Raw genomic sequence first — 13,018 nt, forward strand, 5'->3', positions numbered from 1 at the left:
ATCCTTTTGGTTTTGATTTATCACCCGCCGCGAGTCAATCTCGGCGGGCTCCGCCGCACTGGCGGCGGTCTGGACGGCGGAGCGGAAAGGCAGCCGGGTCAATCGGCCTGTGCGCCTCCGCCAAATTCGAACAGGGTCAGGTTTTTATTCCGCTCCGCCGTCCAGTTGATGGACCACTGGGAGGCGAAGAGGAGAAGCTGGTTGCCCTTGTAGTCCTCCACCAGCTTTACGTCGGTGCCCAGGATGAGGTCGTCTTCCCGCACGCTCTCTCCGTCCTCGGTCCTGATCCAGCGGAGGTACTCGTACGGCAGGCCCTCCACGTAGAGCTCCACATTGTACTCACTGCGCATCCGGTACTCCAGCACGTCGAACTGGAGGGTGCCCACCACGCCCACAATGACCTCCTCCATGCCGGAGTAAGGGGTCTTGAAGATCTGAATAGCGCCCTCCTGGGCGATCTGCTCCATACCCTTGAGAAACTGCTTGCGCTTCATAGTGTCCCGGCTGCGCACCCGCTGAAAGTGCTCGGGGGCGAAGGTGGGGATGGGGTCGAATTGAAATTTCTTGCCCGGGGCGCAGAGGGTGTCGCCGATAGAGAAAATGCCGGGGTCGAACACGCCCATGATATCCCCGGCGAAGGCCTCCTCAATGATCTCCCGCTCAGCGGCCATGAGCTGCTGGGGCCGGGAGAGGCGCAGCTTCTTGCCGCCCTGGACGTGGTAGACCTCCCTGTCTGCGTCGAAGCGGCCGGATACCACCCGCATAAAGGCGATCCGGTCCCGGTGGGCCTTGTTCATATTCGCCTGAATTTTAAAGACGAAGGCGGAGAAATCATCGTCCATGGAGTCGATCACCTGCCCGCCGGCCGTGCGGGGCAGGGGGGGCGTGGTCATGCGGAGAAAGCTCTCCAGAAAGGGTTCCACGCCGAAATTGGTGAGGGCGCTGCCGAAGAACACGGGGGATAGCTTCCCGTGGCGCACCCGATCCATATCAAAGTCGCAGGACGCGCCGTCCAGCAGCTCCACGTCGTCGGTGAGCTGGCTGTGGAGCACCTTGCCGATGAGAGCGTCCAGGTTGGGATCTCCCAGGGCCACCTGGGTGGCGGTGGCCGCCTTGGAGCCGCCGTTGCTGGTGAAATGGATAATCTCCTTCTTCGCGCGGTCATACACGCCCTTGAAGTCCTTGCCGCAGCCGATGGGCCAGTTCACGGCATAGGTGTCGATGCCGAGCTCGTGCTCAATCTCCTCGCACAGCTCGAAGGGGTCGCGGGCCTCGCGGTCCATCTTGTTGATGAAGGTAAAGATGGGGATATCCCGCATGACGCAGACCTTGAAGAGCTTACGGGTCTGGGCCTCAACGCCCTTGGCCGCGTCAATGACCATGACGGCGCTGTCCGCCGCCATCAGGGTGCGGTAGGTATCCTCTGAGAAGTCCTGATGGCCCGGGGTGTCCAGAATGTTGATACAGAAGCCCTCGTACTGGAACTGCATGACCGAGGACGTAACCGAGATGCCGCGCTGCTTTTCGATCTCCATCCAGTCGGAGGTGGCGGCGCGGGTGTTCTTCTTGCCCTTGACCACGCCGGCCTGGGCGATGGCCCCGCCGTAGAGCAGAAATTTTTCCGTCAGGGTAGTCTTACCGGCGTCGGGATGGCTGATAATTGCGAATGTTCTGCGCCGGGATATTTCAGATTCGTATTGAGACATAAAGCTAACCTCCAAGAAACAGGCCGGGGCCGTCGCTGAACCCCGCGCCTTTAGGCGCGTCCAAGGGTTTGGGCCGAGAAACCGATTGCCGTGCCGGCGCATGCCTGCACGAGATGGCGGCCGGCCGGACCAAACTCTTGCCGCTGGGCGATTGAACCTGCCCGGGGACGTACATCAAAAGGGCCCTCCGTAAAGCCGCCGCGGGCAGCGTCAGGGCGGACACATGGCCGCCAGCGCGGCGGGAAGACCGGCAAAGCTGTCTGCGGCGCGCTCGCCCTCCACGGCGCCGAAGCCGTAGGCCGCGTGGAGGAAGGGAATGCCCGCCGCATGGGCGGAGTCGCAGTCCAGTTGTGTGTCCCCCACGTAGACCGGGGCCTTGAGGCCGTACTCGCGGACCACCTGGGCGATATTGTCGGCTTTGGGACGGCGGGTGCGCCCGGCGCAGAGGTCGGCAAAGAAGTATTTTTTCAGGCCGTGGCCGTCGTAAAACGCGTTGAGATACCGGTCGCCGCAGTTGCTCACCAGAAAGAGCCTGGCGTTCCGGGAGAGGGCGGCGAGGGTCTCCTCCACCTGTGGGTAGAGAATGCTGCCGCCCGCCGCCAGCGCCTGCGTAAGGTGGAGGATCTGGCGGGAGGAGAGGGCGTCCCAAACGGCTTCGGACGCCCCGGGGAAGAGCCGGGCACAGATATCCCTGCGCAGCAGGCCCATACAGGCGCGGACCTCCTCCAGCGTCACGGGCGGGCGCTGGGGACCGCCGCAGTCCGCCATGGCCTGGTTCCAGGCGTCCCGGATGGCGGGGGTGGCGTCCCAGAGCGTGCCGTCCAGGTCGAACAGAATTCCGTCAAACATTAGAATAACCTCCGCAAAGGAAGAAAATACCCACAAAAGCACCCATTACTTTATCCTATTTCCGGCCTGCTGTCAACGAAAAGCGGGAGATATCCTGCCTGAAATCCGGCCCATCGGCACGCTGGGAAAGACTGCTGCGGCGTAACGGAGAAATTTCTCTTTTGGTATCGTGCGGCGGGCACTATAATAGAACGTATTGCTGCAATGTCAGAATTTCATTTAATCAGTCGAAACCACCGTTTTTATGCGGCTTTGTGGCTGCAAGCGGGAACGCCCGGCAGTGGACTGGTTTACCGGGCAAAAGGGTGGGCCGGTGTACAGAATTTGCACGGGCAGGGCAGAGCGGAGCGTGAAAAAATTGGACCGCCTTTGCCGTCGGGCCCTTTTTTTGCACAGCGGCGCGTGTTTTTAATGCATTCATTTGGTAATGTTCAACAGGGGATGCCCGTGTTACCATGATGACACTGAACTAAACCCACAAAATACGCGGAAGAACCGCACGAGTGTCAGAAGGGAGAACATCGCCATGTATGAAGAGAAGATTGTGGTCCAGAACAAGTCCGGGCTCCACGCCCGGCCCGCCTCCCAGCTGGTGGAGCTGAGCCAGCAGTACCGTAGCGACGTGACCATCCTCACCGAGGAGGACGAGATCAACGCAAAGAGCATCATCAGCGTGCTGGCGGGGGGCGTGCTCCCCGGGACGGAGATCACCCTCCAGGTGGAGGGCGTCGACGAGGCGGAGGCGGGGGCGGCCCTGTCCCGGTTCCTGCACAACCTGCCGGATTAACGCGGAGCGCCCGCCTCCGCCCCAACAGAAACGGAGGAATCAATGGAACTGAAAAGCCGACAGACCTATATCCTGCGCAGTCTGCTGGACGCGGACCGTGAGGTGACCTCCGCGGAGCTTTTGGAGAAGCTGGGGATCGCCAAGCGGACCTTCTATTACGACGTGGAGAAGATCAACGATTATCTGGCCCAGCATGGGATGGGGCGGCTGGCCATCAGCGGCGCCCGGGTCCGGGCGGAGATCTCCGACCAGGCTGCCCTGGACCGCCAGCTCAGGCGCAACAGCAGCTATTTCTTTTCCGTCACCGAGCGGCGGGCCATGGAGATTCTCTACATCTCTCTCAACAGCGAAACCGTCACCATCGGCCGCCTGATGGACTCCTTTGAGGTGAGCAAGAACACCGCCCTGGCGGACATCAAGATGATCCGGGAGGAGCTGGAGGCCTGGAGCCTCTCTCTGCGCAGCGCCATCAAGGTGGGCTACCAGATCGAGGGGGAGGAGGCCACCATCCGCAAGCTTCTCTGGGCCCAATTCCGCAAGCTCAACAACCCCGAGGGCACCGCGGCGGTGAAGTCCTTCCTCCAGCAGAGCATGGTGGCCATCACCGGGAACGACATCGACTTCCTGGAGCTGTGCCGCTGCCTCATCAAGCAGTACGAGTCGGACATCCAGGGGGACTGCTTTCTGGACGAGAACGGCTTTGAGAGCATGATGATCCAGGCTTCCTGGATACGCAGCCGGAAGGGCCATGAGATCAATATGGACAGCGAGGAGCAGTTCGCCCTGATGAAGACCCTGTCCTACCGGTCGGTGGAGTTCTCCGCACAGAAGCTGGGTCTGCTGGGCATGGGCATCTCCCCCAAGGAGACCTACTACATCACCTCCCTCTTCCTGGGAATTCAGACCACCGACTTCGCAACCCAGGAGGAGGAGAACAGCTACATTCTGGGCCTGGCGGAGCAGCTGATTTACAATTTTGAACGGATCGCCTGCATTACCTTCCCCAACCGGGAGCGGCTCCACGGCCAGCTCAGCCACCACATCCGCCCCATGTACTACCGGCTGAAATACGGCATTATGGACAAGAACCCCCTGACCCGGGACATCCAACGGATGTATCCGGCGGTGTACGACTTTACCCGCAGGGCCATCAAGGAGATCGACACCAAGGTGCTCTCGGAGATCTCTGAGGACGAGCTGGCATACCTGTGTATCTATTTTGCCAGCAACCTCAACGAGAAGTTTGTCTCCCAGGGGGACGCCGCAGCCACTGAGGAGGTCCTCATCATCGGGGCGGGGAATATGGCCACCTCCACCCTGGTGAAGGAACAGCTCCAGGACCTGTTCGGCCTCTCCTTCCGGTACAGCGTCATCACCGTGGACCGGGTGCGCAAATGGGAGCTGGACGACTATGCCCTGGTGGTCTCCCTGGTGCCCCTGAGCCGCCAGCTCAGCTGCAGGCGTCTAGTGGAGACCGGACCCATCATCACCGAGGGCAACCAGCGCAAGATTATGGAGGTACTGAAGGAGAACCGCACTGTGGCCCGTCACAACAAGCTCATCCAGGACATTCTGTGCCTGGTGGAGAAGAACACCACGGGCCAGGTTCAGGCCGAGCGGCTCTATTTCGACCTCTTCCGCTACTTCGACCGCCGGGACGGGGGCGGCGGACTCCCACAGACCACCGAGACCTTTGCCGAGAAGCTCCGGCGGGAGAACGTGGTCTCTCTCCCCGCCGGGACCGATTGGGCCCAGGCGGTGCTCCGGGGGGCTCAGAGCCTCCAGGGGGAGCGGCTGGCCGACAAGATGGGCAACCTGCTCCACAGCCGCCGGGTACAGATGTACCGCTTCCGGGACGAGGTGGTGCTGGTCCACTGTCCCATGCAGGGGGAGGTGGGGGCCAAGGTGGACGTGCGCATCCTGGTGTCCCGGGAGGGGGTCCTCTGCCGGGACGGGCGGCGCGCCAGCGTCATCCTCTGCCTCGCCACCGCCGACCGCTACACCCACTGGAACACCCTGCAGGAGGTCTACCAGTACTTCAGCACCCCCGGCCACGTGGACGGGGTGAAGCAGTTTTATGCGCTCAATTGATGGAAAGGACTGAAACGCCATGACAGAGATTCAGGGACTCTCCGGGGCCAGGGGACAGGCCCTCCTGCCCGCCGCGGTCCTGAGCAGGCGGGACGTGGCCCCCCGGCGCAGGGAGGTGGACGACCCGGAGGCCGAGGTGGAACGCTTCCAGACCGTCCGGCGCGGCTATGCCGAGGAGCTGGACGCCCTCTATGAGAAGACCCTGGCTGAGACCGGGGCCGAGGCCGCCGACATCATCAAGGCCTACGCCGTCATCGCCCGGGACGATTTCTTTTTCAAAAAAACCATCAGGCAGGTCCGCACCGGGGGTATCAACGCCGACTACGCCCTGGCGTTGGAGCGGGACAAGGTGTGCGAGAAATTTGCCGCCATGGAGGACCCCTATATGAAGGCCCGGGCCGACGATATCCGCAACGTCTGCGGCGAGCTCATCCGGCGGATGAACGGCGTCTCCCCGGACATCCGCCTGAGCGGGGACGCACCGGTGATCCTGGTGGCCGAGGACCTGATGCCCGAGGACACCATCCGCATCGACAAGCGCCGCCTGGGCGGCTTTGTCACCGAGCGGGGGGGCGTCACCTCCCACGCGGTCATTCTGGCCAAGACCCTGGGCATCCCGGCCGTGGTGGGTGCGGCCGGCATCCTGGAGGCGGTGGGCTCCGGGTGCGAGCTCTACCTGGACGGCGGCGCGGGCCGGGCCGTGGCGGACCCGGACGCGGCCACCCGCGAGGCATTTTTAACCGCGAAGGAGCGGGAGGAGACGCAGAGGGCGCTATGGGCCGCAGCGGCCCGTGAGCGGGCGATCACCCGTGACGGTCACGCCGTGGCGGTGTGCGTCAACTCCGGGGACACGGAGAGCCTCAAGGCATATGACAGCCGGATCTGCGACGGTATCGGCCTCTTCCGCACGGAGTTTCTCTTCATGGATCAGAAGGACTACCCGGACGAGGAGCTGCAGTACGCCGCCTACCGCTTTGCCGCCGAGGCGGCCCGGGGGAAGGAGGTTATCATCCGCACCCTGGACATCGGCGGGGACAAGCAGCTGGGGTACATGGATCTGCCCCAGGAGAACAACCCCTTCCTGGGCTACCGGGCCATCCGCCTGTGTCTGGATCGCAAGGAGGTTTTCCGGACCCAGCTGCGGGCCATCCTCCGGGCGTCGGCCCACGGGAATCTGAAAATCATGTTCCCCATGATCGTCACGCTGGAGGAGCTGCGGGAGGCGAAAGCCCTGGCGGCCCAGGCCCTGGCGGAGCTGGACGCGGAGGGCCTGCCCCACGCGGAAAGGGTGCCCATGGGCATCATGGTGGAGACCCCCGCCGCCGTGCTCCTCTCCGACGTGCTGGCCCGGGAGGCGGACTTTTTCTCCATCGGCACCAACGATCTCATCCAGTACACCACCGCCACCGACCGGCAGAACGAGCGGGTGCAGTATCTCTACGACCCCTGCAACCTGTCGGTGCTGCGGTCCATCCATATGGTGATTCAAAACGGGCACGCGGCTGGCATCCCGGTTGGAATGTGCGGTGAGGCTGCCTCCGACGACCGCCTGGTTCCCCTGCTCCTGGCCATGGGGCTGGACGAGTTTTCCGTGGTGCCCGCCCAGGTAGGCAAGGTTAAGCACATGGTCCGCAGTGCGGATTTCGCAGCCCTGGCCCCCCTGGTGGAAGAGCTGCTGTCCCAGCGGGAAATCGCAGGGGCCAAGGCCCTGCTGGAGCGGTATTGACAGAAAAGAGCGGAGGGAGTCTATGAAGACGAGCGAGAAAGGGAAGACCAAGGCCAAGCCGGTTGAGCCGGAGAAGTGCGTCTGCTGCGGGAAGATGACGGCCAGCCGGGACTATATCCTCAACCCAGGGGCCGGCCACGAGCTGCCCTGCTGCGGCGCTGCGTGCTATGAGTACGCCCAGGCATTCGTGGCCCGGGATAAGAAGTTTCGTATGCCATTCTACCTGATTCTCACCGTTCTGGTGGTGGCGAACCTGTTCCTCTTTGGCCTGACGCCGGATACCCGCTGGAAATACGTGCCCATGCTGGGCATCGGCGCGATGGCGGCGGTGTTCCCCTATGTCTTCGCGCGGTATGACCGCTACCAGGCCCTGGGCCTGAAAAAGACCACTGTCATCATCCGCGTCGTGGCGGCCGCCTTCGCGGCCTTTGCCGCCGCGCTCATCATCACCTACTGATGTTGTCGTACAATTAGCACAAAACGGTTTATGTTTTTGCAAAATCAGGTGTGCATTTTGTGAAAGAACTTGGCCTGTTTTTGCGCAGGACCCTGTGATATCCTAGCACCATAAAACGAGACGCACCCCGCGGCGGAGCGGCGCCGCCGCAACTGTTTAGGAAAAGAGACGAATAAGGAGATGGAGACAATAGGAACCTTGCTTGACGAACGGCTGGTCGTGCTGGACGCCGACGTGAGTTCGGCGGAGGATTGCATCCGGCTCATGGCCGGCCTGTTTGAACAATACGGCTATGTGCAGCCGGGCTACGGCGACGCCGTGGCGGCCCGGGAGAAGGAGTATCCCACGGGCCTGCCCGGAAAGGGCATCAACCTGGCCATTCCCCACACCAACAACCAGCTGGTGAACGCCCCTGCCGTGGGCGTGATTATCCCCAGAAGGCCCGTGGAATTCGCCATGATGGGCATGAAGGAGAAGAAGCTCTCCTGTGAGGTAGTCATCCCCCTGGTGGTCCAGGACACCAAGCGGCAGCTCGCCATGCTGAAGAAGATGATGAAAATCATTCAGGACGGCGAACTGCTGCGCAGGCTCAGGGATTCAAAGGACAAGGCGGAGATTCTGGGCTGCCTGTCGTCTTTGGAGGAATCATAAATACATTTTTTGAAAGGAGCGAGTCAAATGAGACCGGTAAAAATCCTGTCCGTGTGCGGCTCCGGGACCGTGAGCTCTGCCATGCTCTCCTCGAAGCTGGCCGACGTCCTGGAGGAGAAGGGCTACGACCTGGAGGCCACTGAGGTGGCGCCCGGCGGCGTGGCCGTGGCGGTCCAGTCCGGCGGCTACGACCTCATCGCCTATACCAGCCCCGTGGAGGATATCTACGGCATCCCCGTCCTCAACGCCACCGGCTTCCTGGTGGGCATCAACGAGGAGGAGTTCGTGGAGGAGCTCCTGGACGTGGTGGGCAAGCTGGCCCTGTGATAAAACCCATGTAAGCCGACAAGAGAGATTGAGAGTAAAGAAAGGGAGCGGGAATTGTGTTTTTTGACTGGCTAAAAGTATTTTTTGATACCTTCGGAAAAGAACTCTTCATGCCCGTTATCATCTTCGTCATCTGCCTGATCTTCGGTACGCCCGTAAAGAAGTCCTTTTCCTCCGCCGTCCTGGTGGGCGTCGGCCTGAAGGGCATGGCATTCATCACCAGCGCCTTCGGCGGCATCCTATCGCCGCTGGTGCAGCAGATCGTCGACACCACCGGCCTGAACCTCCCCGCCCTGGACATCGGCTGGCAGGCCGTCGCCGGCGTGGCATACTCCACCAACATCGGCATGATGTTTATCGGCGTGGGCCTGATTTTCCAAATTGTCCTCTGGCTGGTGAAGGTCACTGATATCTTCATGCCGTCCGACCTGTGGAACAACTACTCCATCATTGTCTGGGGCTCCCTGTTCTACCAGCTGATGAACAATCTGGTCATGGCCTTCGTGCTGATGCTCTTCGTGAACCTGGTGACCCTCCTCCTGGCGGAGACGGTTCAGAAGCGCTGGTCCATCTACTACGGCTACCCCAACTGCGCCATGACCGCGCCCCACCACATGGGCGATGTGCCCATGTACCTGGTGCTGAATATCCTCCTGGGCAAAATCGGCCTGGATAAGGTCCGTATCGACCCCGAGACCATCAAGAAGAAGATCGGCTTCCTGGGCGAGCCCATGTACATCGGCCTCATCGTCGGCATCCTTCTGGGCGTGGTGGGCAATATCGCCCAGCTCGGCACCATGGCCGCCTGGGGCCAGGTGGCCAACGTGGCCATCACCTGCTCCGCCGTCATGGCCATCTTCCCCAAGGTCGCCGGCCTCTTCGCCTCCGGCTTCACCGCCCTCACCGACTACTCCCGCAAAAAGCTGAAGAAGAGCAAGTACGGCCAGAACCGCGAGTTTATTATTGCCGTCAACGACGCCCTGGGTTACGGCGAGGCCGCTACCCTGACCACCGGCCTGCTGGTCATCCCCTTCGCCGTTCTCTTCGCCTTCATCCTGCCCGGCAACGTTGTTATCCCCCTGATGGTGCTGCCCTCCCTGCCCTACATGGTTGAGGTGCCCGTGGCCCTCTCCAACGGCAATATCCTCAAGAGCTGGATCATGGCCTGCATCGTCTTCTGCGCCAAGATTATGATGGCGTCCTACTGGGCGGCCACCTTCACCCAGGTCGCCGCCAACGCCGGGTTCGACGCCGCCATCACCGCGCTGGCGGGCGGCACCCTGATCATCGGCTTCATCATGTCCAACTGCACCGCCGGTCTCATCACCATGGCATTCCTGACCATGAACCCCATTGTCATCGCCGCGGTGGTCGCCGTGTACGTGGTCCTCTTCGTCCTGTTCAAGAAGAACAAGGTCCGCTTCCAGGACTACCTGGAGCGCTGCGCCCTGGGCGCCAAGGCCGATACCCCCGCCGCGACCGCATAAACCGCATAGAACGCCAAGGGGTATCCGTTCCGCCGCCGAGAGGCCGGACGGATACCCCTTTCAAAAAGCCCGAATGGAGGGAACCAACATGAAAATCGTTGCCATCGGGGACATCGTCGTCCCCTGCGAGCTCCTGGAGGAGGCTGCCCACGCCATCGCCGGGGAGCGGGAGCACACCGTCAAAGCCATCCTCTGGCCCTGTGAGAACCGCCAGGAGTTCCAGAAAAAGTCCCTGAACCTGGAGAAAAACGGCCCCACGGCGGAAAAGGTCCCTGAGGAGGCGTATACTGAGATTGCCGACGCGGACATCCTCCTCACCCACTTCTGCCCCGTCCCCGCCGACCTCATCGACGCGGGTAAAAAGCTCAAGCTCATCGGCACCTGCCGGGGCGGCATGGAGCATGTGGACGTAAACCACGCCACCGGGCGGAACATCCCCGTTATCCACTGCATCCGAAACGCTGAGTGCACCAGCGACTTTGCCATCGGCCTCATGTTCGCCGAGACCCGGAACATCGCCCGGGCCCACGCCGCCATCAAGGGAGGCAGCTGGCGCAAGGACTATGTGAACAGCGCATACACCACCTCCATGTGCGAGATGACGCTGGGCCTGGTGGGCCTGGGACACATCGGCAAGCTGGTGGCCAAAAAGGCGGCGGGCATCGGCATGAAGCAGATTCTGGCCTACGATCCCTATGTCTCCCAGGAGGCCCTGGACGCACAGGACCTGCGCGTCACCCTGGTGAGCCAGGAGGAGCTCTTCCGCCGGAGCGACATTGTCTCCCTCCACATGCGCCTCACCCCGGAGACAAAAAACAGCATCGGGGCGGAGCAGCTGGGGTGGATGAAGCCCACCGCCTACCTCATCAACACCTCCCGGGCCGGCGTGCTGGATAAGGACGCCTTCGTAGCGGCGCTGCAGAGCAGGTCCATCGGCGGCGCGGCCCTGGATGTGTTCTGGGAGGAGCCGGTTCCCGCCGACGACCCCCTGCTGGCCCTGGATAACCTCACCATGACCCCCCACACCGCGGGCAACGTAGTGGACGCCCTGCCCAAGTCCCCCCTGCTGCTGGCAAAGGTCATCCAGGACTACTGGGCTGCGGGCAGAAGCGATATGGTGGTCAATCAGAGCGCCTTGAAGGCATAAAAAAGCCGGAACATGGTTTTACATATCCGGTTCAACCACATGATGAAATAAAAAGGAGAACTGCGCCATGCTGATGGAAAAGGAACGCAACGAAATTGTGGAATTCGGCAAGAAGATGAGCAGCCAGGGCCTCTCCAAGGGCACCAGCGGCAACCTCTCGTGCTACGACCCGGAGAGCGGCTATATGGCCATCGGCCCCTCCGGCCTGGGCTACTTTGAGACCACGCCCGAGGATGTGGTGGTGATGGACCTGGAGGGCAACGTCATCGAGGGCGGGCGTAAGCCCTCCAGCGAGCACAACCTCCACGCCACCGTCTATAAGCACCGGCCCGAGGCCCGGGCCGTGGTACATACCCATTCCACCTACTGCACCACCTTCGCCTGTCTGCGCCAGCCGCTCAAAGCCGTGCACTACGTCATCTCCGGAGCGGGTGTGGACGAGGTGCCCTGCGCCGAGTATGCCACCTTCGGCACCCCGGAGCTGGCCGCCAGCGTGGGCGCGGCCATCGGCGACAGCAAGGCCCTGCTGCTGGCCAACCACGGCCTGGTGGCCTGCGGGCCCAATATGTCCAAGGCATTCTCCCTGGCCGTCAATATGGAGTTTGTGGCCGAAATGCAGTGGCGCTGTATGGCCGTGGGTACGCCCGCCGTCCTCACCGGGGAGGAGATGACCGCCGTCCGCGTGCGGATGCAGACTTACGGCCAGGCCAAGAAGCCCGGCGAGGCCAGGGACACAGTTGGCTACTAAGGCGATGGCAGGTACGATGAAGCAGGCGATGCTCTACGATGTGGAAGATATCCGCATCATGGAGGTCCCCATTCCCGCGCCCGGCCCCGGCGAGGTGCTCGTGCGCAACAAAATTTCCACCACCTGCGGCACGGATGTGAAAAACTTCAAGCGCGGCTACCCGCTTCTCAAGCCGCCCCACCCCTACGGCCACGAGTTCTCCGGCGTGGTGGCCGCGGTGGGCGCCGGGGTGACACATGTGAAGGAGGGGGACCGGGTGGCGTGCCACAATACCGCCCCCTGCAACCACTGCTACTACTGCAAGCACGGCCAGCCCTCCATGTGCGAGAGCCTGACCTTCTGCCGGGGGAGCTATGCCGAATATGTGAAGGTACCCGCCCCCGTTGCGGCCCAGAATATGTTCGTCATCCCCGACACCCTCTCCCACAAGACCGCCTCCCTCATGGAGCCCTTCTCCTGCGCGGTCTACGGTATTGAGAACTGCCCCATCTCCCTGGGAGACTTCGTAGTGGTCAACGGCGCGGGACCCATCGGCCTCATGTTCGCCCGGCTGGCCGTTCTCCGCGGGGCCAAGGTTCTGGTGACAGACATGGTGGCGGGCCGCTTGGAGACGGCGGAGCGGCTGGGGGTCTGGAAGACGCTGAATCTCACAGGCGTGGAGGATACCGTGGACGCTGTCCGCGCCCTGACGGACGGGGCGCGGGGGGCGGATATCGTCATTGAGGCCACAGGCCTTATCCAGGTCTGGGAGACCAGCGTGCGGATGACCCGGAAGGGGGGCTTTGTGCTCCTCTTCGGCGGCACCAGGTCGGGCAGCGTCCTCCATGTGGACGCCACCCTGCTGCACTACTCCCAGATTACCGTCAAGGGGGTCTTCCACACCACGCCCGTCCATGTGGCGGCGGCGCTGGAGCTTCTCAAACTGGGGGTCATCTCGGCGGAGGATTTCATTCAGCACGAGTATCCTCTGGACGACTTGGAGACCGCCATCCGGGAGCACGCCTCCGGCGCGGTCATCAAGAACTGCATCGTCTACAATTAA

General features: G+C 62.3%; 12 protein-coding genes. 10 read left to right on the forward strand and 2 right to left on the reverse strand.

Annotated features, from left to right (window positions below; all coding sequences use genetic code 11):
• Positions 1-98 precede the first annotated feature (98 nt).
• On the reverse strand, positions 99-1,706 hold the full coding sequence (locus H8S62_RS13995; RefSeq protein WP_155148369.1) for a peptide chain release factor 3: 1,608 nt from the start codon (positions 1,704-1,706) through the stop codon (positions 99-101).
• A gap of 210 nt (positions 1,707-1,916) precedes the next feature.
• Positions 1,917-2,555: an HAD family hydrolase gene (locus tag H8S62_RS14000; RefSeq protein WP_155148367.1), complete on the reverse strand. Its 639-nt coding sequence runs from the start codon at positions 2,553-2,555 to the stop codon at positions 1,917-1,919.
• Positions 2,556-3,081: 526 nt separating this feature from the next.
• Between H8S62_RS14000 and H8S62_RS14005 the strand changes: the two genes are divergently transcribed.
• The 10 genes from H8S62_RS14005 (at position 3,082) to H8S62_RS14050 (ending at position 13,018) form a co-directional block, all read left to right on the forward strand.
• Positions 3,082-3,342 carry an HPr family phosphocarrier protein gene (locus H8S62_RS14005; protein ID WP_186919901.1) on the forward strand — a complete coding sequence of 87 codons (261 nt, stop codon included), beginning with the start codon at positions 3,082-3,084 and terminating at the stop codon, positions 3,340-3,342.
• 42 nt (positions 3,343-3,384) lie between these two features.
• Positions 3,385-5,433 carry a BglG family transcription antiterminator gene (locus tag H8S62_RS14010; RefSeq protein ID WP_155148363.1) on the forward strand — a complete coding sequence of 683 codons (2,049 nt, stop codon included), beginning with the start codon at positions 3,385-3,387 and terminating at the stop codon, positions 5,431-5,433.
• A 19-nt stretch (positions 5,434-5,452) separates the two neighbouring features.
• Positions 5,453-7,159, forward strand: coding sequence for a phosphoenolpyruvate--protein phosphotransferase (ptsP, locus tag H8S62_RS14015; RefSeq protein WP_186919903.1), 1,707 nt, complete (start codon positions 5,453-5,455; stop codon positions 7,157-7,159).
• A 22-nt stretch (positions 7,160-7,181) separates the two neighbouring features.
• A complete protein-coding gene (locus tag H8S62_RS14020) occupies positions 7,182-7,616 on the forward strand; it encodes a hypothetical protein (RefSeq protein WP_186919905.1) in 435 nt (144 codons plus the stop codon).
• Positions 7,617-7,814: 198 nt separating this feature from the next.
• Complete coding sequence (locus H8S62_RS14025) at positions 7,815-8,267, forward strand: PTS sugar transporter subunit IIA (protein WP_243141814.1); 453 nt, start codon at positions 7,815-7,817, stop codon at positions 8,265-8,267.
• Positions 8,268-8,294: 27 nt separating this feature from the next.
• Positions 8,295-8,594 (forward strand): PTS sugar transporter subunit IIB, encoded by a 300-nt coding sequence (locus tag H8S62_RS14030; protein ID WP_155148355.1) that lies wholly within the window; start codon positions 8,295-8,297, stop codon positions 8,592-8,594.
• A 56-nt stretch (positions 8,595-8,650) separates the two neighbouring features.
• A complete protein-coding gene (locus tag H8S62_RS14035; RefSeq protein WP_256285006.1) occupies positions 8,651-10,081 on the forward strand; it encodes a PTS galactitol transporter subunit IIC in 1,431 nt (476 codons plus the stop codon).
• Between the two features lie 88 nt (positions 10,082-10,169).
• On the forward strand, positions 10,170-11,228 hold the full coding sequence (locus tag H8S62_RS14040; RefSeq protein WP_186919907.1) for a 2-hydroxyacid dehydrogenase: 1,059 nt from the start codon (positions 10,170-10,172) through the stop codon (positions 11,226-11,228).
• A 67-nt stretch (positions 11,229-11,295) separates the two neighbouring features.
• Positions 11,296-11,976, forward strand: coding sequence for a class II aldolase/adducin family protein (locus tag H8S62_RS14045; protein WP_155148351.1), 681 nt, complete (start codon positions 11,296-11,298; stop codon positions 11,974-11,976).
• A gap of 16 nt (positions 11,977-11,992) precedes the next feature.
• The gene (locus H8S62_RS14050; RefSeq protein ID WP_155148349.1) at positions 11,993-13,018 is read left to right on the forward strand and encodes an alcohol dehydrogenase catalytic domain-containing protein; all 1,026 of its coding nucleotides are present in this window, start codon (positions 11,993-11,995) and stop codon (positions 13,016-13,018) included.

Source organism: Lawsonibacter faecis (genome assembly GCF_014287675.1).
Lineage (GTDB): Bacteria > Bacillota > Clostridia > Oscillospirales > Oscillospiraceae > Pseudoflavonifractor > Pseudoflavonifractor faecis.

Excerpts from the sequence above, each read along its gene's own strand:
- H8S62_RS14005 (WP_186919901.1), top strand. The coding sequence starts at position 3,082 with ATGTATGAAGAGAAGATTGTGGTCCAGAACAAGTCCGGGCTCCACGCC.
- H8S62_RS14010 (WP_155148363.1), top strand. The coding sequence starts at position 3,385 with ATGGAACTGAAAAGCCGACAGACCTATATCCTGCGCAGTCTGCTGGAC.
- H8S62_RS14045 (WP_155148351.1), top strand. The coding sequence starts at position 11,296 with ATGCTGATGGAAAAGGAACGCAACGAAATTGTGGAATTCGGCAAGAAG.
- H8S62_RS14030 (WP_155148355.1), top strand. The coding sequence starts at position 8,295 with ATGAGACCGGTAAAAATCCTGTCCGTGTGCGGCTCCGGGACCGTGAGC.
- H8S62_RS14050 (WP_155148349.1), top strand. The coding sequence starts at position 11,993 with ATGAAGCAGGCGATGCTCTACGATGTGGAAGATATCCGCATCATGGAG.
- ptsP (WP_186919903.1), top strand. The coding sequence starts at position 5,453 with ATGACAGAGATTCAGGGACTCTCCGGGGCCAGGGGACAGGCCCTCCTG.
- H8S62_RS14020 (WP_186919905.1), top strand. The coding sequence starts at position 7,182 with ATGAAGACGAGCGAGAAAGGGAAGACCAAGGCCAAGCCGGTTGAGCCG.
- H8S62_RS14040 (WP_186919907.1), top strand. The coding sequence starts at position 10,170 with ATGAAAATCGTTGCCATCGGGGACATCGTCGTCCCCTGCGAGCTCCTG.
- H8S62_RS14000 (WP_155148367.1), bottom strand. The coding sequence starts at position 2,555 with ATGTTTGACGGAATTCTGTTCGACCTGGACGGCACGCTCTGGGACGCC.
- H8S62_RS13995 (WP_155148369.1), bottom strand. The coding sequence starts at position 1,706 with ATGTCTCAATACGAATCTGAAATATCCCGGCGCAGAACATTCGCAATT.